Below are 25,853 nucleotides of genomic sequence, written 5' to 3'. Positions count from 1 at the left end.
TATATATTTTTTTAAAATAATAGACGTCTATGAATGTTTTATGGCGCATTTATTTACCGTTTCATTAGAGAAATGAACGCTATTGCGGCCCAGTATACAGGCTAATCCAAGTCCATTGCATGTGTTGAACAAAAATTTTCAGTAAATTACTGAACATTGATTGGTCAAATTTTCTCCTTTGTGTCATATACTGTAAAAAGGACACTTGGAGGGATCATGGTGACGGATACACGATTGCTGAACCGTACGATTGACGAAATTACGGAAATTGCCTCTGGGTTCGGCCTGGATTTTTACCCAATGCGGTATGAAATTTGTCCGGCTGATATCATTTATACGTTTGGAGCTTATGGGATGCCGACCCGTTTCTCCCACTGGAGCTTCGGTAAACAGTTTCATAAAATGAAAACCCATTATGACCTGGGATTAAGTCAGATTTATGAATTGGTCATTAACTCCAATCCCTGCTATGCTTTTTTACTCGATTCGAATAGTCTTATCCAAAATAAGCTTATTATTGCACACGTCCTTGCCCATAGTGATTTTTTCAAAAATAACGCTCGGTTTGCTAACACGAGGCGTGATATGGTTGAGAGTATGACGGCAACAGCCGAACGGATAGAGAATTATGAGCTCATTCATGGCAAGGAGCAAGTAGAGCAGTTTCTGGATGCGGTATTATCCATCCAGGAGCATATCGACCCATCCCTTATCCGGCCAGACGTACCCGACGAACCGGATGAGCAACCTACCGTCCAAGCCAACGCCAAAACGCCTTATGATGATTTGTGGGAAATGGATGAAACGATGCAAAGAAACAAGCGGCTACCGGTAAAACGTCAAGAAAAGTTCCCACCCAAACCGGAAAAAGACGTATTGCTGTTCATTGAGGAATATAGTCGTGAACTCGAGGATTGGCAGCGGGATATATTGACAATGATGCGGGAGGAGATGCACTACTTCTGGCCGCAGCTGGAGACGAAAATTATGAACGAAGGCTGGGCGTCCTATTGGCATCAGCGGATTTTACGGGAAATGGATCTGACCTCTGATGAAGCGGTAGAGTTCGCGTCATTGAACGCCAGTGTCGTACAGCCGTCCAAACAGCAGATCAACCCGTACTACCTTGGGATAAAAATTTTTGAAGACATTGAAAGACGCTACAACAACCCGACAGAGGAGATGCGGAACCTTGGAGTTGTACCTGGATCAGGGCGGGAGAAAATTTTTGAAGTACGGGAGATTGAATCAGATATTTCCTTTATCCGCAATTATTTAACGAAAGACTTGGTAAATCAAGAAGATATGTATTTATTTGAGAAACAAGGTTCCGATTATACGATTACCGACAAAGATTACGAACAAGTGCGTGATCAGCTTGTATCCATGAGGGAGAACGGTGGCTTCCCGTTTATTACCGTCGAAAATGGCGATTATATGCGCAATGGTGAATTGTATTTAATGCACGGCTATGAAGGTACCGAACTTGACCTGCACTATTTGGAAAATGTTTTGCCATATATTTATCAACTCTGGGGCCGCGCTGTCCATATAGAAACTGTTGTGGAAGATAAGCGAGTCGTCTTTTCGTATAATGGAGAGAAGGTACACCGGAAGTTTTTATAAATAGGCAGGGTCATATACAGGATATGAAAAGTAAATGTTGATTAATGGAAGTAGGCATGACGTCTGCTTCCTTATACATAATTGCAGGTATGATTGCTTGGTTTAGCGTTCACTGGCCATTTGTCCCGAATGCCTCCCTTCTTGCATACGCTGATAGCAAAACGCAATAAGGGATGTGATCAGCTTGGGATTATATATGAACCGAAATGAACATCCATCCGTTTATAAAAATGACACGGCAATCCCTGAACCGAATCAGGGTTATTTCCATAAGGATACCTTTTCCGAAATGATTCAGGAACAAAAGGCAGTGAATAAGCAGTTGTCTGAAGCGTTTCAGGAATTGAAAAGGATGAACAATGAGCAGAACCGCGCCACTTCAGGCAAATGGCAGGAAATCAATCGTCAGCTGCACATGCTGAATCAACGGAAACAAGCGCAAGAGACATTTGAGCACCAGACATTGGAATGGCTGCAAACAATTGAGGAAAATAGTAACAAGTTGGCGGCTATATTAGAACACGATGACGCCCGCAAGCAGGAAACCGCCACCCGGATCGACGCACTCAGCCAATCAAATCGGGAAATTGCAGCACGTTTGGCAGCATATGAATCCACTAACAGCGGCATGAACGAGCAACTGGAAAAACTTGCCGAACAGAATGAACAACTGTCCGCTAAGCTATCGGAACAGGATCAGACGCAGGATAACGTACTTGACCGCCTAGAAAATCAGGAGGCCCTGATGGAAAAAATTCACCGGCAAATTAGTGAATTCCGGTCAATCCTGTATGAACGCAGCAACCATCTGGCAGAAAAAATTGAGGACAGCTGCAACGTAACCGCGTCATACGTGTATAAATGGATGAGGAAGTCCGACGAACCTTTAACGTTGTTGATGGACCAACGAAAGTCAGGAAACGACAGACATAAATAATCGATGCTATGGCGATACTTGTGGAGGCGTCGTCATTTTTGTATGAGGCATAGAGATTCTCGAGACTAAAAAGTGGCTTTGGAATTCGGCGAAAAGGTTTCGAGAGGCTGTCTCAAGACCAAAAGGGTGTTCGAAAGCGGTCGAAAAGGTTTCGATAAGCCGTCTCGAGACCAAAAAGGTGTTCGAAAGCGGTCGAAAGGGTTTCGATAAGCCGTCTCGAGACCAAAAAGGTGTATGAAAGCGACCGAAAAGGTTTCGATAAGCCGTCTCGAGACTAAAAGGGTGTTCGAAAGCGGTCGAAAAGGTCTCGATAGGCTGTCTCGAGACCAAAAAGGTGTTCGAAAGCGGTCGAAAAGGTTTCGATAAGCTGTCTCGAGACCAAAAAGGTGTTCGAAAGCAGCCAAAAAGGTTTCGATAAGCCGTCTCGAGACCAAAAGGGTGTTCGAAAGCAGTCGAAAAGGTTTCGATAAGCCGTCTCGAGACCAAAAAGGTGTTCAAAAGCAGTCGAAAAGGTTTCGAGAGGCTGTCTCAAGCCAAAAGGGTGTATGAAAGCAGTCGAAAAGGTTTCGAGAGGCTGTCTCAAGACCAAAAGGGTGTTCGAAAGCGGTCGAAAAGGTTTCGATAAGCCGTCTCGAGACCAAAAGGGTGTATGAAAGCGGCCGAAAAGGTTTCGATAAGCCGTCTCGAGACCAAAAGGGTGTTCGAAAGCGGTCGAAAGGGTTTCGATAAGCCGTCTCGAGACCAAAAGGGTGTATGAAAGCAGTCGAAAAGGTTTCGATAGGCCGTCTCGAGACCAAAAGGGTGTATGAAAGCGGTCGAAAAGGTTTCGATAAGCCGTCTCGAGACTAAAAAGGTGTTCGAAAGCAGTGGAAAAGGTTTCGAGAAGCTGTCTCTAGACTAAAAGTGCGCCCTGAAAGCAGCCAAAAAGCTCAATAAGAAGCATCTGCAAGATTAATCGTCCTCCAGCCGCCTTAACACGCCCTTTGGCTTTCAGGGTCAAATCACTTTACTCATAGTAGGCCCACCGGTTTGTCCCTCTCTTTGTATAGTTATCATCCAGTACTTTTCTTATCCTTTTTTGATATTGCACTTCATTCATGAATACGACGTGTCGTTATCTTATGTTCCGGAAACAGTAGCTTAAATTCTTCAACAGCCCGCACAACGGCTGCTGCAGCCATTTCTTCATGCGCACATTCCTTGCAAACAAGTCTTCTTCCCGCAATCACAGTGGAAAAGGATTTGCATGCTGAGCAAGTAATTCCTTTTTGCAGGTCCTCATAAGTATAAGATGGCAGTTGCTTATAAGGCGGTTCCTCGATATGAAGGGAGACCAATTTATCTGCTAGTCGCTTATGTTTTTCATTTAAATTGGAAGGCGTTGAATTTAATTCGCTCAAGTAGTTTTTGATCTGGGTTGGAAAAAATCATTGGCTTATTAAGAGGCGCCTGATACAACGTAAATTCTGGGTTGATAAAAATCAGAGAGGCTTCAATTGGAAGATTAATGTTATCTTTGAGAAGTAACTGTCGCAGTAATGATTCGCTTCTGCTTAACTGGTGCAAAGGATTGGTAATTTCATATTGCGGCAACTTAACAAATCGATTTGTTTCATAATTATAATCTCCTTCAAAATTTTTCACCTCAAACAAATGAATTTTCCTGGATGAAATAAGCAGCGAGTCAATTTGAAAGAGCGAGTTATTAGCTTTTAGCAGTAGGTCATTTAATAGTAAACAGTCACACGTAAGTTTTTCGGTTAATGAATCAAACAAGACCTCACCTTCATAGCCCCTGCTCAAATTTATAAAATGCTGTTTATCCTTTGAAGGTAAAGTCATTCGTGTATCCAACGAGCTTAATTGTTTCAGTTCAACAGGTTTCGTACGTGATTTGTATAGCATGTCCCACATCCTTTCTTCATATTTATGTCTATCATACTAAATGTCAGCAAATTAATATAGTAATATATTAAATTAATTGAAGAACCATAAGAACCAGAGGGACAGGCACGCTGGGCCAAAAAAATGACCCAAGGTGCCTGTCCCCACGGACCTCATTTTGGTAAACTAAAAGCAAAGAATGTAGCGAAAAGGATGTTCAGCTGATGAAAATAGCGGTCATTGCCGTTGGAAAGTTAAAGGAAAAATACTTGAAACAAGGTATCGATGAATACTTGAAGCGGCTTGGTTCATATGCAAAGGTCCAAATCGTGGAAGTTGTCGATGAAAAGGCGCCGGAAAACATGAGTGATGCAGAAGTGCAGAATGTGAAACGAAAAGAAGGCGAACGAATCCTATCCAACATCAGCCAGGATACGTACGTCATCACCCTGGAGATCAACGGGAAGATGCTTACTTCGGAAACATTCGCCACCAAATTGGACGAGCTCGCCACCTATGGCAAGAGCAACATTGCCTTTGTCATCGGCGGCTCGGTCGGTATAAGCGAAGACGTACAGCAGCGGAGTGACCTGGCACTGTCGTTTTCAAAAATGACATTTCCCCACCAAATGATGCGAATGATTCTGCTGGAGCAAGTGTATCGAGCATTTCGGATTATGCGGGGAGAACCGTATCACAAGTAGAGGCAAAAATTATTGTAGGTAAGGTGGCAATTTTTTATCGGAAGCGGGTATTGAAAATATATGTTCATTACCCGCTTCACGATATCTCAAGTGTTAATGAGATGTGGAGTAATCGTTTTTAATTCTCCCTTGATGCTTTCTTGTATATCCTTCTAAGAACTAAACGATAGTTTGCGTAGCGAAAGGTGAATCACTCATTTTGACACAAACGAAGCAAAGGTCTTTATTTTCATCAAAACTTTGGAAAGATTGCTTACACCCGCTACATGTATGGTTAAATAAGGTATGTTCTTCGGTGGAATGAGGCGCTATTTTAGCTGTCAAAGAAAGAGCCCCTTCAGGACAAGTATCCTGACATAGCGAACAATTCGTACATTGTTGGTTTGAGATAGAAAAATGAGTATCACTTATTGCCAGGCAACCTTTTGGACAGAGCATCTGACATGTTTTACATAAACTACATTTTTCAGTATCTAGAGTGATAGTAACAAATTGGTAATCTGGATAATATTTTGCCATATTTAACTGTTTGTGATTAAATCGCCACTTAGCGGGCATCATACTTTTACCTACGTTTTTTAAATCCTTTTCCCACACAAAAAATAATTCTCGTCTTGATATTTTTTTCGATTTTGGTGGAGCAGGGGGTGTAAAACTTAATTGAAATACAGGTTCCCCTAATTCAGCCAACAAGGTATTTGTATCATGAATCACTTGTCTCCAATTGGAATCAATGAAGTCATCGTTGGATACAAGCGTCGTAACTCCTTTTTTATGGTATACAAGCAATTCCTTTGGTGTCGGGGGGAAAGCTTCATCTATTACTAAACATTGGTCGATGACAGTGCGTTCAGGAAGGAAACCCTCCACCGCTTGAACTGGACAACTTGCCACACATAACCCACACTCGACGCACGTCTTAGGATCAATCACTGGTTTTCCGTCGTCTAATGACATTGCTTCTACAGGACAGCTCTTTATACATTCTGAACACGTAGAGCGCGGACTTTGGTAACGTGTACAGCCTTCCGTAATTTCGAAAGTATAATCCAAACTTTCCAACCAATGGCCTAAAATATTGACGCCTAGCATAGTTTCACCCCCTTTTCCAACGACATGATACCATGATACTATCGCGTTATATGCTCATGACTATCGCTATATTCTTGTAGCAATTCCGTATCCCAGAGGAGAATCCCCCATAGTAATTCGACAATTCCACTATAAAAACCGACATCTCCATGTTCCACTGTTTTACTGTGTAGGTTAGGAATCCAAGTTAATAAATGATCAGTAATAAAAGCTATTTGTTCTTGTGCCAAATTCACACATTCTTTTTCATCAAGCGTGGTAAACGCTTGTGATTGATATGATAAAAACAGTAACTCAATACCAAGATGATCCTCAGGATGTCGATCTTTCATTTTACTTTCAAGGCCATACTTGCTTAGGAGCTGTCTCATGGCGACTGTAGAAGGCCCGAAAAACAATTGATCTTCTAAATAAAAAGACTCTACAATAGGAGCTTTAGGAATACCAGGTCCTAAAAATAATGTTGTATATTCCGTCATCACTTGTTCAATCGCCTGATCTGCATCCTGTTTTTCCAATATACCCGTAGTCTCGATTAGATGTTCAAGACCAGATTGAATATGAGAATTAGCCGAGCCAACTGGAAATTGGTGCCAATACTGTTGGGTTACCAAATCCTTTCTATCAGCCGTGACCCCTTCTAAAAACCATGTTGCAATCGAATTGTATAACGCTTCTCGAAAATACCAAACTTCTGTCCAACTTTGTGTCATTTTTTTATCTCTCCCTTACTAAGAAATGCAATTATTCGAGCATTTGCTTCGTTCATGTCAAAGGTCTCGTAATGAATATGGTAGATTGGACATGCATTTTCTTGTCCTAATCATTCGACACTTTCAAAAAATCATATCCAATCTACCCATTAATCGCAGTTCCCTACTACGCCACTCTATTGTTCACTAGATGTTTCGTTTTTAGATGGCATAAGCAATTTCTTACATAAATAGATAAAGGCTAAGCTACCTAAAGCGAGAAGGCCGATCACAACGGACAATTCCACGAACGTAGGAGCATATTGACCAATCGTTGTCCACATTGTATCGTAGGAAACGCCATTTCCGGAAAAAGAACCAATCGTGACCCCTGGCGAACCGTCTACATTTGGGAATCTGAATGATGTTAGCACAAGCCACACACGTTTACAAAATACACCAATGACAACCATTGCAGACGAAAAGATGATTAACCCTGTTTTTTGGCGATTCTTTCGAAATACTAAAATGGCAATAGGAATCACAAAACCTAGAATAACCTCGCCCCAGAAAAATGGTGCCATAGAACCTGAAAGCATTTCATTTAAAATAAGCATCGTTGATTCTTCTTGCGGATAAGCCATTGTTAAGACTTCAGAGAAAACCATATATGCATCGACTGCAACACAAGTAACCAATAAACCCGCTAATGTTCCGATCAGCTTTTTATCAACATGAAAGATGTTTAAAGCAGTTAATGCAATTAAAACAAGCAGGAGAAGTGCAAGGCCTGAATCCAGTGCAGATGCAACAAATAAAGGAGCCATCAGTGCACTATGCCATCCTGCACGTGCAATTTGCAGACTGAAAACCCATGCTGTAACCGAGTGCACAAGGATAGCCACAGGTAAAGCAATACTTGATGTGATCTTTAAAATTTTTTGATTAGGTTCTTTTCTTGTCAACAAATATAAGTATACGAGATTAATTGTTAAATAGAGAGAGATAACAATAACATCCCACATCAATGGCGACTTAAACTGACTGTGTAAAATAAGGTTGAACATTCTAAAAGGACTTCCTAAGTCAACTACTATAAAAGCAGTAGCTAACACAATACATATTGTCGATAAAATGGTTGCCGGCTTTGCGACTACTTTAAAAGCAGGAATGTTAAATACTGTTGCAGAGGACGATACAATGAGCCCTCCAGCTGATAACCCAACGAAAAACATAAACATCGTAATATATAATCCCCAGGAAACAACGTTGTTCATTCCTGTAACACCTAGTCCGTTGACCAGTTGATATACCAACGCACCCATACCTAAAAGTGTTAATAAACCAAGGATACCGATAGAAAAATTAAATTTCGCTGTTTTTGTCATGGTTTATTTTCCCCCATTCAGGCCTAAATAATAGACTTGTGGTTTTGTTCCTTTATCCTTCAACAAGACTTCCCCATTTTTATCACGAATTAATGTATTGATCTTACTATCAGGATCATCCAAGTCACCGAAAATTCTTGCCTCTGCCGGACAACATTGTACACAACGCGGTTCTTGCCCATCGTCTGTCAATTCTTTACACATCGTACATTTTTCAACGATTCCTACTTTTCTTTCGGGCACTCTTCCATCTCCAAACTTAAAGTTAGGATGTTGGACAGCTTCTTCCCATCTGAATACACGTACATTATAAGGACAAGCTGCCATACAATAACGACAACCGATACAACGATCATAGTCAATTAATACTCGACCATTTTCATCTTTGTACGTTGCTTCCACCGGACAAACCTTAACACATGGGGCATTTTCACAGTGTTGACATGAAACTGGCACATACTGTTTTGATACATAAGGGTAAGTACCTTCCACCCCATCGACTTCTTCATCCTCCGTCATCGTTAAGACACGATTCCAAAGCATTCCATCCGGAACGTTATTTTGCACTTTACATGCCATGACACATGTTTGACATCCTATACACCTGTTTAAATCAATGACCATACCCATTTTTGACATTAAAAGCACCTCCTATATTTTTTTCACTTCGACTAATGTGTCGTTAAAAGGAATAACCGGGCCATTTGTTAATTTGTAGTGTCGGTCAATAAACGTATCGTTCGTCACATTTTGCAAATTTCCCTCAATCATATGTTCCGTCCACCAACCTTCATGCATTCTCACTTGTCCAGGTCTCATGGCCTCTGTAAATTTACAGGTCGCTTTAAATGAACCTCGATCATTAAATATCTCAACTTTTGCATTGTTTGCTAACCCTCTTGCTTTCCCATCAGCCGGATTTATGTCCAATTTCGGTCCGCCACCTTCCAGTTGCGTAAGCCATTTTACGTTCGTGAATTGCGAATGAACATGATATCTCGAACGGGCTTGAATAAATTGCAAAGGATATTTTTCCATTAAAGGATTACCTTTATATACTTCAGAAGGTCGTTCATAATTAGGTAATGCTTGATTAAACGCAACTAGTTGTTCAGTATAAACTTCAATTTTTTCAGTTGGTGTATCATACTTTTGATCCATTAACCCCCGGTAAGGTTTATCAGGAACATTCAATCTCATAATGAAGTTATTTTTTTTAAGTGTTTTAACATTAATACCATTCAAAGCAGGGTCTTTTGAGTTGAGCTGATGCTCGATTAATTCCTCTGGAGTCTTGGGAAGATATTTATCTAGACCAAACTTAGTTAGTATTTCTTTTTCAATTTGAAAATCAGACTTACTTTCATATAACGGATCAATTACTTTTTCTGATAACAATACGTGAGAACGGTTAATTTGCATGTTAACGATGTCATACTCACTTTCAAAAGGTGTCGCTGCCGGAAGCACAATATCAGAATAATTCACACTAGGGTTATGGAAAGGTTCAATCGTTAACAGAAAATCTAAGTTTTGAATCCAATCTTGTGTTTTACTTAAATTCGCGAAATGTTGTTGTAATGTATTCCCAACATTGATGACTGCTTTAACAGAGCTTTTCTTCTCCCGGAAATCAGATGTTGGCATTTCAAGTGGTGAAATTTGAAATTTTTTAGGGAATTTCCAGTCGTTTAGCTTGGCGCTCCATGCCGCAGCGTGGTGTGTTAATGCACCTACAGAACCGCCTACGCGTCCAAAGTTACCGGTTAATGTTCCTAGAATGGCTCCTGCGTGTCCGACAATATCCGCATTCGACATCTTGTCCAAACCACCGAATCCCCAACCTAGCACTGCAGGACCTTTTGTCGCATAATCTTTCGTTAATTCCGTAATGATATGTTTTTCAATACCTGTTTCTTCGGCTGCCCAGCTCAATGTATATTGTTTTTGATTCGCTTTTAAAAGGCTAAAGACCGTCTTCACTTTGACGCCATCAATGGTGTGTTCTGCAACCAAAGCTGGTTTGATACCTTTTTTATTAAAAGGTTTAGCTGAGTTGCTGATTTCATCCCAAACAAGTGGTGGTTGAATGTCATCTTCTTTAACTGATTGATTAGAACGCAAGAATTGACCATTATCTTCTCGTACTAGGAACGGGAATGAAGAATTTTTCACTAAGAAATCGTGATCATACCATTCATTATCAATAATGAGCGAAATCATCCCTAACAATAATGCACCATCTGTTCCTGGATTAATTGCAATCCATTGGTTTGATTTAGAAGCTGTTGTGGAATAGTTCGGATCAACGGCAATTATTTTTGTTCCCGCTTCTTTAGCAGCAAAGAAAAATTTCGAATCTGTAATCGTTGTCTCGAGTAAGTTGCAACCTAACATAATAATTGTTGAAGAATTGACCCAGTCAGTCACTTCATTTTGGACGTAGGCATAGACATTTCCACCGATACATTTTTCAAGACCATTCGCAGCACCGATATCGATGCCATGTTCACAAACCCATTGCGTGCCTAGTAACGTGCTTAAGTGTTGATAGTTATGTTCGACACCTGATGAAAGACTTAAAAGGACTGATTTTCCACCATGTTTATCAATCACCTTTTTTAAATTATCGGCAATCGAATCAAGAGCCTCGTCCCATGAAATAGGAACAAATTTCCCTTCACCCCGTTTTCCTACTCGCTTCAGCGGCGTTTGCAAACGATCCGGGCTATACACACGCTCGACTTCACTTAACCCTTTTAAACAAATGGTTGAAAAGCGATTATCTGCCCATGTGTTTGGTTGAATTAGAGAGAGTTTACCATCCCTTACAGTACATTTGAACGCACATCGTCCGCCACAGTTAGGCGTATGATAAGTGAACGCATCGATTTCGTTTGCTTGCTTGCTATTATCTGTAGCTGATTGAAACCATTTCTTAGATGCCATCGGACCAGATAATCCGAGCGCCGTGGAGCCTGCTAGTCCAGCTTTGATAAAATTTCTTCTTGAGATACCCATTCGGAGCCCCCATTTCATTTTCTAGGTAAAATAAATGATGATCATATGTTGTGTGAAACAAGTTCTAACTTTATCCTAATCAGTTTTATCGATTTAAGATAGTGGACGGAATACCACACTTCACCCACCGAGAAAGTGGAATTCATACATCGTTACTTCCACGTTCATAGTGTTAATGAACAAAATGTGGCGAATATATGTACAATTTAAGATAAAACAAGCCAAGTTCTCCCCAAATTGGAAAACTTGGCTCGTTGGTGATTTATTGCGTTAAGTAAATGAATAATATATTTTAATAGCAATCATGATTGTTAGAAGCTGTTCGAAGTTTTGACGATTGAACCCAGTGATTTTCTCAATCTTATTCAACCGTTTCCTCAATGTATTAGGATGAATATATAATGACTCCGCGACCTCGTTGATGGCCCCGTGGAAATGAAAGTAGTTTTTCAACGTTAGAAGATAGTCCGTATCATAAAGTTTGTCACTATTGATTAACGGGGCCAAATAATCTTTACAAAAAGCAAATAAAGTATCCTGATCAATATTGGATAATAGATGAACAACACCGAGGTCACTCATATGAAAAACACGTTGTTGCTCAAACCACACTTTACCGAATCGAATGGCCATCTTCGCTTCTTGATAACTTTTATTAAGATCAATCGTATCCTTATACCATTTCCCTATACCGATATACGCATTATATTGATCTTGGATTGACTTCATTTCTTGTTCAGCCCAGTAAGCAACGGCCATGGCCGCCTTCTTGTTTCTCTGCATATTGTGGTATTCATCACTTTCTATCAGAATAATGATATGCTCTTGGAAAGATATAATAATAAGCGGACGTTCCAATTCCGACTTTCTAGTTTCTAAATGGAAGACTATTTCATCAAGCAGAGTGATATCTTTATTTGTTTCTTCAGTCATCGCTTCAATTTCGATCACTAACAGATGATGAGGTTTTTCTAGGTTCCAATTCCAAGCCTTTCCTTGAGAAACAAGCGCTTCTTTCGATTCAAATTTACGATAAAACAATTCATACATAAAGGATTCTTTAAATCGATCATTTTGGTCGCGAATTACCTCTTCTGTTTGAAACAAAACAGCAGTGAATCCAATCAATTTGTCGATTATCCTTTTTTGCCATAAAGCAAGTCCTGAATCTGTCACTAGAATAAGTTGTGCTTGACCGGCGATTGCCAGCGTATATAGTTCATATGGTAAAGCATCATTTGCCTGAAATTGATTCTTTTGATTTTCTTCCACCATCATATTTACTGTCTGTTGATTTGTATGAAGCCATTGAATACAATCGCTTACATTTCGAGGTGAACCTACATGCCAAAGCAATTCGTAATGATCATCCAGAAAAAGAAAAGGGGTATGAAAAGCTAAAGATAAGTTTGATGCGATATCCATAAAGCCCCGTTTATAAAACCCATCCAACTCTAAACTTAAATTGTTATAATGAAAGATAGGTTGAGTTGCCTCAAATAAATCCTCAATCAGATGGACATTATTTATTTGCACAATAGGAATCTGACACTGTTGATAAGTCTCTAGAGCCTCTCTGTTAAAATAATGACCTGACTCATAACAGACCACAATCGCACACAGATTTGGACGCTGAATAACCTGGTTGGTAATGCGGATATCATTTAGCTTGTTCCATTCCTCTTTTGTCTTAACAACAAGTAGCGTTGAACCACTTGACCATTCATCAAGAATCTTCGTGGTAATGTGTTCATAAAAAATTTCCTCCTGTGGAAAAACGGTTAAAAACGTCAATTGATACAATGGAACGGATATTAAAACATCATTAAATGAAATCTTCATTTGGTCATTACCCTTTTCTCAGAGGATTTTTATAATTAGTCGCAAATACACACGTCGCCGAACCTACACATATATTTTAACAAAAATTTATTCAACCCGCTATTGTGGGAAACAAGGGGACATGTAGGAACCGAGGGGACAGGAACCTCGGTTCATTTCAAACCATTTAACGTGCTCGTGTAATCACGCTTTTTGATAAGCCGGTCATTCTGGCCAGTTGCCGGTGAGATACACCATTCAATGCTTTTAGTTTAACAAGCAATTCATTTCTCTCTTTCTTTCCCATTTGTTGCAACAGGCTGCTGTTTGGTACGCCCAATTCGGCCAGATAGATTCTAATTTCGTTGTCAGTCATTCTTAGCCTTATGTGGTCATTCAAACACTTGTCATCATTTGATTCCTGCATATATAGGGTGAATAATTGGATGGCCTTTGCTCTGTCCGGGGAAAATAACTTGAGGCCCAAATTAATATCTATAAACCGTGGCTTGTCGATATACTCATGTATACTCGTCCATTCAGATTTTAAAACATTGGATGCCAATCCGGCTTTTATGGGATTTTGGTGGATATAACGGAGAACGGTTAAGAAGTAAGAAACAGTCTCGACACATTCACTTTTAAACCTTTCTTGAAATAAATGGCCAGTACGATCATATTTGTTGTTATACCAATGGACATAACTTGAGCTGATTCTTTGAATAATCATTGAAACAGGCTCTTCCGTCTCTTTCATTAACAAATGAATATGATTATCCATCAAACAATAACTATAGATTTTAAAATGACTTTTCTCTTTAAAGCGTTTTATCGTCTCCAAAAGTCTATGCTTATCCGCTTCATCCTCAAAAATTACTTGTCGATTAACCCCCCTCAGCATAATATGATAGATGCCAGTACGACTTTTCTTCCTCGGTTTTCTAACCAGATGAATCACCTCATCAATCTGGAATGACTGCGCAGCGCCACTCCGCATTTTATCAATAATATAAGGTATATCTGCAGCGAGGTCAAAACACGTATTTGCATCAAATAGTAGTTTTCGCCTCGTTTTTCTCTTGAAACGAATATTTCACTTGCCTTTTTATAGAAAAAGTTTAAAAACTATCTTACAATAGCTCTAAAATACCACTTTTAAGTTAGTTAAAAAAATTTTTTGGCAGGACCATGGGGACAGGCACGCTGGTTCACAAAATGGTCCGATGTTCCTGTCCCCCTGGTTCTTTAGCAAAGTGAGGTATAAATCTATGATCAAGCTTACCAAATACAACAAAAAACCATTGTTATTTTTAATGGCAGCAATCCTTTTTATTGCTGGTTTGGCTGATTTAAAATATAAAGGCTTATTCTTTCGATTGCTACCCAATTTAATGAAGTCGCTTTTAGAAAAATAGGAAATGACCATGGGGACAGGCACGCTGGTTCACAAAAAATGGTCCAATGTTCCTGTCCCCTCGGGCCCCTGCCCACTGTCCCCTAAAAAGCTACCGCTATTTGCACTAAATCCTGCATGCTGCCATCTCGTGGGCTTTTTGTGTAGACCCATAGTTCACCTGTCTGTGTAGCTGGTTGCTGATTAAATCTAATGGAAGTGGAAAATGAGCCGTAAGCCGGGGCGCCTGCAGCTGTTTGAATAGGTGATTCTTCCGTTACAATTTGACCATTATGATCAATTATGCGGTAAAGGATTGTTCCTTCAAATGCACGTGCAAATCCCGAAAGTATTTGACCTTCACGTATTTTTGTCCCAGGCAGTGGCTGGAACACAACGATATTATTTGATGTCGGAAGTGGGATAATGAGTTGGTATCCAGGGTAAATAATATCGGGTGAGATACCCGGGCGCTCACGATTTGCTTCTAATAATGAGGATAAGGAAACACCAAAGCGCTGAGCTATTTTGTTTAATGTATCCCCTCGTTCGACTGAATAAATCAGGGCCGGAGTTTGAAGAATCTGGTTTTGATAAATAAAGTTAGGGTTCGTGACATGCGTATTTATTCCTTGCAATAAATCTATACTTGCTGCGTACCGTCGGGCAATTCGGCTTAGTGTTTCTCCGTTGCTGACAATGTGATTAACTTGTCTAGTACCAGGTTTTGAAATAACTAGAACCTGACCAGGGAAAATGAGATATGGATCGGTAACAGGGGGGTAAATCGCATTTGCTTCTACTAAGAGCGGCACGGTTCCTCCTACGATTGAGGCGATCGAATAAAGTGTGTCGCCTTGTTTAACTGTATAGACAAAAGAAGTCCCACTAACAATAGGCATTAAAATCACTCCTGCGCTCATTTTTATTATTTATGGTATTCGCCTACATAAACAGTGGTGAATGTAAAATAGGCTAGGATTGGCCGAGGCTTGCAAGAAGGCTGTGGAGATATCACTCTTGCCGCATTAATTGTTTCCTCATGCGGTATAACACGACATAGGGAAGTGCCTATAGAATGACTGTTGAAAAGAAAAAGCATCCCTTTACGCTTGAAAATAAAGGGATGCTTTTTTGTACCTATAGCTATCAACGTTACTATGACCCTGCTTGTTGGTGGTTGGATTTAGTTATTTTAATTGGCCCTCTTTTAAAAGTATAGTTGTTCTAGTCTGTTGACCTGAGTTCCCTTTTCTTTTTTGCTTTCTCCTTATGTGCCTGATTTGCACTAGCACTGCCAAACTCCTTGGAAAATTCTGAGTCAGTTTTACTGGAATCAAAGCCCTGTTTATTCTTTTGCTGCGGGTCATTTTTCTTTGTTCGTTTTGCCATTGTGTGCTCTCCTCCTTTTTCTTTTAGTATGGAAAAAGACGAAAAAAGTATTCATTTTTCAAACCATGGGGACAGGCATGCTGGTTCACAAAAAACTGGTCCAAGGTTCCTGTCCCTCTGGTCCCCATTGACATTATAGTTAAACAGGTATAATATACATAAATGGTTCATATTTGAACAGTTTAAAATTGTACATTCTTATAAATTTTCCTTTGAAAGTGGGTGAGGATATGGGAAAGGATATGTATGAAGTTAATCGGCCAATGGCACTTATGCAATCATTCTGGCAGCTGCAGAAATCAATTATGACGCAGGTCAAACAGACGGCCGCTGACAATGACTTATCGGTGCCGCAGTTTGCCATCCTTGTCATGATGCAGCACAACAAGCAAATATCGCAGAAAAAACTGCAGGCCCGGACGCATTATCCTAAAAGCACGTTGAGCCATGCGATAGACGGACTTGTCCAGGCCGATTTGCTTAATCGGAGTCATGTTGAAGGAAACCGGCGGGAAATGAATGTATCATTAAGTGATCGCGGCAAGGAACTGCTTGATGATATGAAATCACAGGAAGACGGTGTGCACAGCCGTTTTAATAATGCTGTTAATTCCTTTACAGAAGAACAGTTTAACGAGCTCATTCATATGCACCAGCATATTGTATCGTTTTTTGAAGGTGGTGGAACCGAATGATCAAGATCCTCAAAAAATTATCTCCCTATAAATGGCAACTTGCATTGGTATTTGGACTTGTTTTTGCACAAGCCATGTCGAACCTTTTACTGCCAACATTGATGGGAAACATCGTTGATAACGGCGTCGTTGAAGGGGATATCTCCTATATTTGGGAGGTTGGCGCAGTTATGCTTGGTGTCTCTGCACTTGGCATCGGTGTTGCGGTTCTGGCGAGTTTTTATTCCTCGAAAATTGCCATGGGGCACGGGCGGGACATTCGCCGGGACGTGTTCAGTCATGTCCAAACTTTTGCATCCCAGGAATTTGATGAAATTGGGGGAGCTTCCCTTATCACAAGGACGACCAATGATATTACCCAAATACAGCGCGTGATGATGATGCTGCTCCGTATGGTTATTATGGCACCGCTTATGATGGCTGGCGGAATCATTATGGCAGTTTCCAAAGATGCCAAATTATCCCTCGTTGTCCTTGGGGTTATGCCGTTTTTAGTAGCGGCTATTGTTCTTATTTTGAAAAAAGGCATGCCACTGTTTAAAGCTGTCCAAAAGCGACTAGATAAACTGAATTTAGTTATGCGGGAAAATTTGACAGGTGTGCGTGTTATTCGTGCTTTTAACAAAGAAGCTGTTGAATCAGACCGATTGAAGACAGCTAACACCAATTTGACCGATGTGACGATTAAAGTTAATAAACTGATGGCTTTCTTAATGCCGCTTATGATGTTGCTCATGAACTTAACGGTCGTTACGATTATCTGGTTTGGCGGTATCCGTATTAGTGGCGGGAATATGCAGATTGGTGATTTGATGGCGTTTATCCAGTATGTCATGCAAATTATGTTCTCCCTCGTTATGGCTTCCATGATGTTTGTCATGTTGCCGCGTGCAGCTGTCTCGGCTAATCGCGTTAATGAGGTGCTCCAGACCAAGCCGACCATCATAGATAAAAATAGAAGTGCAACAACAGAAGACTTCAAGGAAAAAGGCTCCTTGGAATTTGATCATGTCACATTCTATTATCCAGGTGCCGAGGAGCCTGCCCTGAGAGATATAGATTTCCACTCAAATCCAGGTGAAATCACGGCCATTATAGGTGGGACGGGATCAGGAAAGTCCACGCTAATCAATCTGATTCCACGTTTCTATGATGTTGCAGAAGGGGCCATCCGTGTGAATGGAACCGACATCAGAGAAATCGATCAGGCTGATATTCGTTCGCGGATTGGTCTTGTTCCACAAAAAGCGTCTTTATTTTCCGGGACAATTGCCGACAACATTCGCTACGGTAAAACGGATGCCTCCATAGAGGAAGTTCGCTGGGCAGCAAAAATTGCCCAGGCGGATGATTTCATCTCCAATATGGAACACGGCTATGACACCAATCTCGATCAAGGTGGCACGAACTTATCAGGTGGTCAAAAGCAGCGTTTGGCCATTGCCAGAGCGCTTGTCAGACGCCCGGATCTTTATTTATTTGATGACAGTTTCTCAGCACTTGACTATAAAACAGATGCCAAACTAAGGCAAGCTTTAGCGGATGAAGTGACTGATGCATCTATTCTTATCGTGGCACAAAGAGTCAGTTCCGTCATCCATGCAGACCGGATCATCGTCCTTGATAATGGCCAGATAGACGGCGTTGGTACACATAAGGAACTGCTAGCATCCAGTGACACCTACCGCGAAATTGTCAAGTCCCAGTACGGTGAGGAGGGGATCGCATGAGTCAACCGAACAAAAACACAAATCAATCAATGGCAACACTGAAGCGGCTCCTTCGTTATCTTGCTCCAAGGCGCACGCGGTTAGTCGTTGTTCTGATTGCTGTGATGTTAAGTACGTTATTCGCCATTTTAGGACCTAAAGTGATGGGTGATACGGTTACAGAGGTATTCGAAGGCGCCTATGCCAAGCTAACAGGTACCGGCGAGGGGATTGATTTTGTCCAAGTTGGCAAAATGCTCCTTCTGCTTGCGGGGTTATACGTCTTCAGCAGTCTGTTTACATTTATACAGCAATATTTAATGGCAAGTGTCGCGCAGAATACAGTGTATGACTTAAGGGCCGATATTTTTAAGAAATTGGAAAAGCTGCCGCTTAACTATTATGATAGTCATTCACACGGGGATACGCTGAGCCGGGTAATCAATGACATCGACACCATCGGCAATACATTGCAGCAAAGTATCACGCAGTTCATCCGTTCGATGGTGATGCTTGTAGGTATCGCAATAATGATGTTGACCATCAGTCCGCTATTGACGCTTATTGCCGTCGTCAGTATCCCTGTATCCTTGTTTGTGATTAAGCCATTTTTAAAAAAGTCACAGAGCCATTTTACCAATCAACAACATTCACTTGGTAAGCTGAACGGTCATATCGAGGAAATGTATACAAATCATCAGATCATCAAGGCCTTTGGTCAGGAGGCATATGCACAGGAGACATTCGACGATATGAACGAAGAGCTTTATCATGCAGGGCGCCGTGCCCAGTTTATATCCGGGATCATTAATCCGGTTATGACGTTTATCGGAAACTTAAGCTATGTCCTGATCAGTATTGTCGGTGGTCTATTGGTGACACAACGGGCCATTTCCATCGGGGATATTCAAGCATTCATTACGTATACAAAACAATTCAATCAGCCAATTAACCAAACAGCCAACATTGCTAATATCATTCAGGCAACCATTGCAGCTGCGAGGCGTGTATTCAATCTCCTTGATGAAGAAGAAGAGGTTCCTGAAACAGCATCGGGAGACGTCCCCCCGGCAGAAGGTGCTGTTACGTTCAATCATGTCGCATTTGGCTATGACGACGAATGGTTGATGGAGGATTTGAATATTGACGTCAAGCCCGGGCAGACGGTTGCCATTGTTGGACCAACCGGCGCCGGCAAAACAACATTGATCAATTTACTGATGCGTTTTTATGAAGTAAATGCAGGTTCCATTGAGGTTGATGGTAAAAATATTCTTTCCATGTCACGGCATGATTTGCGTGCACAATTTGGCATGGTACTGCAGGATACATGGTTGTTTAACGGATCAATCAAGGATAATATCGCCTACGGTAAACGGGATGCGTCTGAGACCGAGGTGATTGAAGCAGCCAAATCAGCACGCGCTGACCAGTTCATTCGAACATTACCGGATGGCTATGATACGATGTTGAACCAGGATGCTTCCAATATATCCCAGGGCCAAAAGCAGCTGCTTACGATTGCCCGAGCAATATTGGCTGACCCATCAATCATGATTCTTGATGAAGCCACATCCAGTGTAGATACACGAACAGAGGTCTTTATTCAAGAAGCAATGAACAAGATGATGGAAGGCAGAACCAGCTTTGTCATTGCTCACCGGCTGTCTACCATAAAGAATGCAGATAAAATCCTTGTCATGAATCAAGGCAACGTCATCGAACAAGGCACACACGACGAATTAATGGAACAACAAGGCTTCTATGCCGACCTATACAACAGCCAATTCGCCGAAGAACAGGCCGGGTAATGGGGAGAACCAGAGGGACAGGAACGCTGGTCCACGAAAAAGTGGTCCAAGGTTCCTGTCCCCACTGGTCCGCCTTAGGCATTTTCGGGTGCGATGTTATGGTTATGACAGAATACATTATTGGGGTCATATTTTCCCTTGATATTGGCGAGCTTTTGATAATTGGCGCCATAAGTGTTTTTGATAATTGTTTCATCCGGGTTAATGCCATTTAGATAAGACGTCTTCTGATGGGCATATGGCAACAGTTGCTCATAAACGGAAGCTAGCCATTGCTCGCATGTTTCCGGGTCGTCTTTTGAAACTTCAGCATCAATGAGCAGCATATAACCCGCATCTCTTACTGCAAATGCCGTCTCTTCAGCTGGTACACGATTTATTTTCCCATGAAGTGGCCATAATTGAGCCATAACCATTGGAAGATTTGCGTTTTCAATTGCATTTTTTAAAACAGACAGCATTTCGTTTGTCATTTCCTTGAAAAACAGGGAGGTGCCACCAACCGGTACACCATTCGGTACCATTGGATCCAGCTTCGTTTGCAGTTCGTTATATGCTACTTTGCCGGTATGGTCCATGATAGGATTGGCTAAATGTTGTAGCGGCTGTATAACTGCCTCTTCCACTGTATCGTTGACCTCATCTGCATACATCCCGGAAAGCATGATAACCCGTTTATGATGCAATTCTGCCGGTAGGAACGGTGCAGGAGGCAGCTGTACGATTGCCAGATTAACTGTGATCTCATCGGGAGCAGTCTTCATATACTCCTGGAGGTTAAAAATAACTGTATCCAGGTCATTGTAATCGTACATAACATCAAGTGCCATCACTTCAGGCCCAACTGGGTGCAGCTGAAATTCAAAGCTTGTCACGACACCGAAGTTTCCGCCACCACCCTTGATTGCCCAGAAGAGGTCCGGGTGATTATTCTCATTGACGTCAATCAAATGGCCATCAGCTGTGACCATCCGTGCTCCGACAATATTATCACTGGTTAATCCATGTTTACCACGGAGATAGCCAAAACCACCACCAAGTGCAAGTCCTGCTATACCGGTTTCCGAAACGGTTCCTGTCGGTGTAGCCAGACCAAATTGTTGTGTCTTCGCATCAACATCACCAAGCTTGGCGCCTCCTTCTACAATGGCCACTTGCCGCTTTTCATCCACCTTAACATGATTCATAGATGACAAATCGATCATAACCCCGTCATCACAAACAGCTGTGCCTGCAAAATGGTGGCCTCCCCCACGGATGGCTATGTCTAATTCATGCTTCTTCGCATAATTTACTGCAGCAACAACATCTTCTTCATTTCTACACACAAATATGGCTGCCGGATAGCGATTGATCCCAGTGTTCCATACCTTTCTTTTTTCCTCATATGTAGGATGATCCGGAAATATAATTACCTCGTCTTTCGCTTTGATATGTTCGCTCAATGCAATCCCCTCCATCATAAATGATCACTTTTTTCACAGGTAAATTCTATGCCACATTAGTGGAAAAATTACGTGAAATAAACCGACCAAAGTTTACCATTAACCACTTGATCCGTAAACACCGGAGAACCAGAGGGACAGCGGAGAACCAGAGGGACAGGAACGCTGGTGCACGAAAAAGTGGTCCAGCGTTCCTGTCCCCACTGGGCCATCACATTCTCCCGTCAGCCCATGCCTTGATTTTCTCCTGAAGTTGCCGTTTTTGTTGTTGGAATTGTTTCACACGATGACCGTTTGCACCGGATGGATGTGGGAGACCGGTTAAGTACGTATGACCATGCAGTTTCTTTTCTTCCGCCAGTCTAGTAATGATTTGTTCCGCCGTTTTTCCAAGTGGGATAACGAGCGTGGGTGGCTGGATACTTGCCAGTTCATCCGGGAATGTTACCCAGGCATAATGCTGTAATATCGCTGAACTGCGAATAGGCGGCTGATGTCCAGTATAATTTTTTCCGTTGATAAATACCGGATATTTAATGATTGATGTTGTATGAAGCAAGTGTCTGCTGTTGCCGAACAAATTAGCTGATGCAGGGATGCCGAGTGCGTTCGGAATACCACATTCGTCAAGCATGTATTGGAGGTTTTTTCTCATTGCACCAGCAAATCGAGCGGCATGTTTTGTCTCTTTCAGACATGTTTCCAGTGAATCACCAGACGAAAGGCTTTTTACAAATTGCTCAAAGGCGATTTTCATTTGCTGCCAACCTGGGGTGATTCCAACAATAACAATGCTTGCGTCTTTATTGATATAGTCGTTATGGGGAGCATAGTACATACACAGGTCACCATCGCACTCCATCAATAAAGATGTTGTCAATAAATCCTGCTTGGTAAGCGGTTGATCAGTATCCAGTGTTCGAATGAATGGCAAAAATCGCTCAATCGTTGCATGTAACATATGCCAGCCTCCTTGTTTATTCTGAGGGACCGAGGGGACAGGAACCCCGGTGCACGGGAGAGAACCAGAGGGACAGGAACGCTGGTCCACGAAAAAGTGGTCCAAGGTTCCTGTCCCCACTGGGCCTACTGGGCCTACCCACTGGGCCTACTACCAATTATAAACTGTAATCATACTATGGATAATGAATATTTATTAAATATATATTTCAGTCTTTAAGAAACTTTGGTAAACTATAATAAGAGATTCTTGATTTAGAAGGGATGTATGAAAGTATCAGTAGTAGCATTTGCATCCTTTCTGTAAATATTAAAGGATGGGGATGAAAGCATGAGTAACAAACATACGACAACGGACGTTATCCTGATTGGTGCCGGAATCATGAGCGCTACATTAGCTACACTTTTAAAAGAATTAGCACCGGATTGGGACATTACCATTTTTGAGAAACTCGATAGCCCCGGGGAAGAAAGCTCCAATGTTTGGAATAATGCTGGAACTGGGCATTCTGCGTTGTGTGAGCTTAACTACACGCCGGAACTGCCGGATGGGTCGATTGATATTAGTAAAGCACTAACCATTAATGAAAGATTTCAGGTGTCAAAGCAGTTTTGGTCCCATCTTATAAACAACAATTTGATTGATAACCCGCAGGACTTTATCATGCCTTTGCCACACATGAGCTTAGTTCACGGCGAAGATAATGTAGAGTTCTTGAAAAAGCGTTTTAAAGCGCTGTCAGATAATCCGCTGTTCAAAGGGATGGAGTTTTCCGATGACCCGGAAAAGCTAAAGGAATGGATCCCGTTAATCATGGAAGAGCGATCTGTCCATCAGCCGATTGCCGCAACGAAAATGGACACCGGGACTGATGTCAACTTTGGAGCTTTAACGGGTAAACTGCTGGATTATTTAGAAGAGAAAAATGTTCATATCAAATACAGTCACACAGTTGATGATATCAAACGTACGGACGATGGCACATGGGAAGTGGATGTGCGGAACTTTGAACGCGGAACACTGGAGACGCATACGGCGAATTTCGTCTTTATCGGTGCTGGTGGAGGAGCGTTGCCATTACTGCAAAAAACAGGTATTCCAGAGAGTAAACATGTTGGCGGATTTCCTGTAAGCGGACTATTCTTAGTTTGCGATAACCCTGATGTTGTAGCAAAACATAAGGCAAAAGTATATGGTAAAGCTCCAGTTGGGGCGCCCCCAATGTCTGTACCACATCTTGACAGACGGTATATTGACGGTCGGGAAACGTTATTGTTTGGACCGTTTGCCGGATTTACACCAAAGTTTCTAAAAACCGGTTCGAATATGGATTTATTGGGATCAGTTAAACCGAACAATGCCCTTACAATGTTAGCGGCAGGTGCTAAAAACATGCCTCTAACCAAGTATTTAATTGGGCAGCTCATGTTATCGAAAGACCAATATATTGAGCAACTACGTGAATTTATCCCGACAGCAAAAAATGAAGACTGGGACATCGTGACTGCCGGTCAGCGTGTACAGGTGATCAAAGATACAGATAACAGTGGCAGAGGAACACTGCAATTTGGTACGGAAGTTGTTAACTCCGACGATGGTACGATTGCGGCATTGCTCGGGGCATCTCCGGGGGCATCTACTTCGGTTTCCATCATGCTGGAGATTTTGGAGAGATGTTTCCCAGCGTATATAGACGCGTGGGAACCAAAAATAAAAGAAATGGTTCCTTCATATGGCATGTCACTGCGAAATAATCCGGAATTAGTCAAGGACATTCATAAAACAACGGCCCAGGCACTAGGTTTGGCTGATGAAAGCCAGGCGAATCCGGTATAATTGAAAAGTAAGTAAAGGAAGCATCCATTTGCTGTTTCAGCAATGGATGCTTCCTTTTCATTTTTTAAATAAGATAAGTATTATAAACTATTTGCCCCAACCCTTTTTCCCCCCTTTAGTAAAAGGAAATATTTTCATAGATAAAATGATAAAAAATTCTTTTATTTATATGAATTAATTGTTACAATACTTAATATTATCTCACATTTTAGTAGGAGTTGTCGGATTATGTCACAGATGCTTGCACTAGCTATTGTTATTCTCATTTTATTTATTGGAGACTTTGTCGCTGTGAGGACGAAGGCGTGGGTTCCTTCCATTTTTATTTGTGCCATCCTATTTTTATTAGGGTATTGGACGTTTTTCCCGAAAGAGATTGTTGCGGAAGCAGGTATTCCATCGGTTGTTGCGACGGCATTAATGTATCTGTTGGTTGTAAATATGGGGACATTGCTGTCGCTGCAAGAGCTTAAGCGGCAATGGCGGACCGTCCTAATCGCCCTATCCGGTATTGTGGGGGCTATCATTTTACTATTAAGTATTGGTACGCTACTGTTCGGAATGAAGACAGTCATTGTTGCTATACCTCCACTAGTAGGTGGATTGGTATCGGCACTTATTATGTCAGAGGGCGCTACAGAAGCTGGACTTGCGACGTTATCTGTATTTGCCATCGTTGTGTACGTTATGCAAGGGTTTGTTGGCTATCCATTAACATCCATTATGCTGAAACGTGAAGGGAAACGGCTCCTTCAGCTGAATCGGGACGGGAAGCTGGCTGTAAAAGAAGTCGCGGCTGCAACAGAAGTGACAGAAAAGCCAAGGCCAAAGCTGTTTAACAAAATACCGGAAAAGTATAACACGAACTATTTTAAATTTTTCAAGGTTGCTTTGGTTGGATACCTCGCTTATCTTGTATCAACGATGTTAGATCCTGTTGTTTCCATTAGCCCGTTTGTACTTTGTCTGTTGTTTGGTGTTATTGCAACAAATATTGGTTTTCTGGAAACGCGCATATTGGAGAAAGCGAATGGATTCGGCTTTGCAATGCTCGGCCTTATGCTATATATCCTGGACGGGCTTAAAAATGCAACACCAACGATGATGATGGACATTCTGTTCGTTCTTATTGGCAGTATTGCGCTGGGCGTCATCGGTATGTATATTCTTTCATTTATTGTCGGAAGATTCCTCAAGTCGAGTAAAGAAATGTCTTTTGCGGTGTCACTGACTGCATTATATGGATTCCCGGCTGACTATATTATTACGAATGAAGTGATTGAATCGTTAACAGACGATGAGCAAGAGAAAGAGGTGCTGACAAGTCATATGCTGCCACCGATGCTGGTTGGAGGCTTTGTCACAGTAACCATTGTTTCGGTCGTACTCGCAGGTGTGCTTGTAGGTTTTCTGTAAAAAATTTCATTTAAAAAACGGCTGCCCGGA

The 25,853-nt window shown here is 41.6% G+C and carries 22 protein-coding genes; 9 read left to right on the top strand and 13 right to left on the bottom strand.

Annotated elements, in window-relative coordinates; all coding sequences use genetic code 11:
* The first annotated feature begins 216 nt into the window (after window positions 1-216).
* Together FFL34_RS08890 and FFL34_RS08885 are read left to right on the top strand one after the other, a co-directional pair.
* Complete coding sequence (locus FFL34_RS08890; RefSeq protein WP_138603141.1) at window positions 217-1,626, top strand: SpoVR family protein; 1,410 nt, start codon at window positions 217-219, stop codon at window positions 1,624-1,626.
* 184 nt (window positions 1,627-1,810) lie between these two features.
* Window positions 1,811-2,563 carry a hypothetical protein gene (locus FFL34_RS08885; RefSeq protein WP_138603140.1) on the top strand — a complete coding sequence of 251 codons (753 nt, stop codon included), beginning with the start codon at window positions 1,811-1,813 and terminating at the stop codon, window positions 2,561-2,563.
* A gap of 1,091 nt (window positions 2,564-3,654) precedes the next feature.
* On the opposite strand, the gene FFL34_RS18925 is transcribed toward FFL34_RS08885, so the two are convergent.
* Together FFL34_RS18925 and FFL34_RS18920 are read right to left on the bottom strand one after the other, a co-directional pair.
* Window positions 3,655-3,963 carry a hypothetical protein gene (locus tag FFL34_RS18925; RefSeq protein WP_318279652.1) on the bottom strand — a complete coding sequence of 103 codons (309 nt, stop codon included), beginning with the start codon at window positions 3,961-3,963 and terminating at the stop codon, window positions 3,655-3,657.
* Complete coding sequence (locus FFL34_RS18920; protein WP_318279654.1) at window positions 3,926-4,468, bottom strand: nuclease-related domain-containing protein; 543 nt, start codon at window positions 4,466-4,468, stop codon at window positions 3,926-3,928. The genes FFL34_RS18925 and FFL34_RS18920 overlap by 38 nt, the downstream gene beginning before the upstream one ends.
* 203 nt (window positions 4,469-4,671) lie before the next feature.
* Between FFL34_RS18920 and rlmH the strand changes: the two genes are divergently transcribed.
* Window positions 4,672-5,151, top strand: coding sequence for a 23S rRNA (pseudouridine(1915)-N(3))-methyltransferase RlmH (gene rlmH / locus FFL34_RS08875; protein ID WP_138603139.1), 480 nt, complete (start codon window positions 4,672-4,674; stop codon window positions 5,149-5,151).
* A 159-nt stretch (window positions 5,152-5,310) separates the two neighbouring features.
* Here rlmH and FFL34_RS08870 read toward each other — a convergent pair whose 3' ends face one another.
* The 8 genes from FFL34_RS08870 to FFL34_RS08835 all read right to left on the bottom strand — a co-directional run bounded on the left by FFL34_RS08870 (window position 5,311) and on the right by FFL34_RS08835 (window position 15,460).
* Entirely contained in the window at window positions 5,311-6,243 is a 933-nt protein-coding gene (locus FFL34_RS08870) for a 4Fe-4S dicluster domain-containing protein (protein ID WP_138603138.1), read from the bottom strand.
* Between the two features lie 38 nt (window positions 6,244-6,281).
* Window positions 6,282-6,956 (bottom strand): TorD/DmsD family molecular chaperone, encoded by a 675-nt coding sequence (locus FFL34_RS08865; RefSeq protein WP_138603137.1) that lies wholly within the window; start codon window positions 6,954-6,956, stop codon window positions 6,282-6,284.
* Window positions 6,957-7,132: 176 nt separating this feature from the next.
* Window positions 7,133-8,323: an NrfD/PsrC family molybdoenzyme membrane anchor subunit gene (gene nrfD, locus FFL34_RS08860; protein WP_138603136.1), complete on the bottom strand. Its 1,191-nt coding sequence runs from the start codon at window positions 8,321-8,323 to the stop codon at window positions 7,133-7,135.
* A gap of 3 nt (window positions 8,324-8,326) precedes the next feature.
* The gene (locus FFL34_RS08855) at window positions 8,327-8,962 is read right to left on the bottom strand and encodes a 4Fe-4S dicluster domain-containing protein (protein WP_138603135.1); all 636 of its coding nucleotides are present in this window, start codon (window positions 8,960-8,962) and stop codon (window positions 8,327-8,329) included.
* A gap of 12 nt (window positions 8,963-8,974) precedes the next feature.
* The gene (locus FFL34_RS08850; protein ID WP_138603134.1) at window positions 8,975-11,344 is read right to left on the bottom strand and encodes a molybdopterin-dependent oxidoreductase; all 2,370 of its coding nucleotides are present in this window, start codon (window positions 11,342-11,344) and stop codon (window positions 8,975-8,977) included.
* Between the two features lie 270 nt (window positions 11,345-11,614).
* The gene (locus FFL34_RS08845; RefSeq protein ID WP_138603133.1) at window positions 11,615-13,186 is read right to left on the bottom strand and encodes a PucR family transcriptional regulator; all 1,572 of its coding nucleotides are present in this window, start codon (window positions 13,184-13,186) and stop codon (window positions 11,615-11,617) included.
* A gap of 166 nt (window positions 13,187-13,352) precedes the next feature.
* Window positions 13,353-14,162: a transposase gene (locus FFL34_RS08840; RefSeq protein ID WP_234031467.1), complete on the bottom strand. Its 810-nt coding sequence runs from the start codon at window positions 14,160-14,162 to the stop codon at window positions 13,353-13,355.
* Window positions 14,163-14,662: 500 nt separating this feature from the next.
* Window positions 14,663-15,460: a LysM peptidoglycan-binding domain-containing protein gene (locus tag FFL34_RS08835; RefSeq protein WP_138603132.1), complete on the bottom strand. Its 798-nt coding sequence runs from the start codon at window positions 15,458-15,460 to the stop codon at window positions 14,663-14,665.
* 176 nt (window positions 15,461-15,636) lie between these two features.
* Between FFL34_RS08835 and FFL34_RS18250 the strand changes: the two genes are divergently transcribed.
* Window positions 15,637-15,780: a hypothetical protein gene (locus FFL34_RS18250; protein WP_171046338.1), complete on the top strand. Its 144-nt coding sequence runs from the start codon at window positions 15,637-15,639 to the stop codon at window positions 15,778-15,780.
* Between the two features lie 5 nt (window positions 15,781-15,785).
* On the opposite strand, the gene FFL34_RS18245 is transcribed toward FFL34_RS18250, so the two are convergent.
* Window positions 15,786-15,950, bottom strand: a complete 165-nt coding sequence (locus FFL34_RS18245) for a hypothetical protein (RefSeq protein WP_171046337.1) — start codon at window positions 15,948-15,950, stop codon at window positions 15,786-15,788.
* Between the two features lie 230 nt (window positions 15,951-16,180).
* Here FFL34_RS18245 and FFL34_RS08830 point away from each other — a divergent pair, with 230 nt between their 5' ends.
* The 3 genes from FFL34_RS08830 to FFL34_RS08820 are packed head-to-tail and all read left to right on the top strand — an operon-like array spanning window position 16,181 to window position 20,165.
* Window positions 16,181-16,645, top strand: coding sequence for a MarR family winged helix-turn-helix transcriptional regulator (locus FFL34_RS08830; protein WP_138603131.1), 465 nt, complete (start codon window positions 16,181-16,183; stop codon window positions 16,643-16,645).
* Window positions 16,642-18,375: an ABC transporter ATP-binding protein gene (locus tag FFL34_RS08825; protein ID WP_138603130.1), complete on the top strand. Its 1,734-nt coding sequence runs from the start codon at window positions 16,642-16,644 to the stop codon at window positions 18,373-18,375. The genes FFL34_RS08830 and FFL34_RS08825 overlap by 4 nt, the downstream gene beginning before the upstream one ends.
* On the top strand, window positions 18,372-20,165 hold the full coding sequence (locus FFL34_RS08820; RefSeq protein ID WP_138603129.1) for an ABC transporter ATP-binding protein: 1,794 nt from the start codon (window positions 18,372-18,374) through the stop codon (window positions 20,163-20,165). Before FFL34_RS08825 ends, FFL34_RS08820 begins: the two co-directional genes overlap by 4 nt.
* 74 nt (window positions 20,166-20,239) lie before the next feature.
* Here FFL34_RS08820 and FFL34_RS08815 read toward each other — a convergent pair whose 3' ends face one another.
* Both FFL34_RS08815 and FFL34_RS08810 read right to left on the bottom strand, forming a co-directional pair.
* Window positions 20,240-21,610 (bottom strand): FAD-binding oxidoreductase, encoded by a 1,371-nt coding sequence (locus tag FFL34_RS08815; RefSeq protein WP_234031466.1) that lies wholly within the window; start codon window positions 21,608-21,610, stop codon window positions 20,240-20,242.
* Between the two features lie 211 nt (window positions 21,611-21,821).
* On the bottom strand, window positions 21,822-22,571 hold the full coding sequence (locus FFL34_RS08810) for a uracil-DNA glycosylase family protein (RefSeq protein WP_138603128.1): 750 nt from the start codon (window positions 22,569-22,571) through the stop codon (window positions 21,822-21,824).
* A 330-nt stretch (window positions 22,572-22,901) separates the two neighbouring features.
* On the opposite strand from FFL34_RS08810, the gene FFL34_RS08805 reads away from it, so the two are divergent.
* Both FFL34_RS08805 and FFL34_RS08800 read left to right on the top strand, forming a co-directional pair.
* Window positions 22,902-24,407 carry a malate:quinone oxidoreductase gene (locus tag FFL34_RS08805; RefSeq protein WP_138603127.1) on the top strand — a complete coding sequence of 502 codons (1,506 nt, stop codon included), beginning with the start codon at window positions 22,902-22,904 and terminating at the stop codon, window positions 24,405-24,407.
* 228 nt (window positions 24,408-24,635) lie between these two features.
* The gene (locus FFL34_RS08800; protein ID WP_138603126.1) at window positions 24,636-25,823 is read left to right on the top strand and encodes a hypothetical protein; all 1,188 of its coding nucleotides are present in this window, start codon (window positions 24,636-24,638) and stop codon (window positions 25,821-25,823) included.
* The last annotated feature ends 30 nt before the right edge of the window (window positions 25,824-25,853 follow it).

This window comes from Lentibacillus cibarius, from assembly GCF_005887555.1.
GTDB lineage: Bacteria > Bacillota > Bacilli > Bacillales > Amphibacillaceae > Lentibacillus > Lentibacillus cibarius.
Note: the sequence above shows the minus strand (reverse complement) of the source record. Positions and strands in the feature narration are given on the sequence as shown.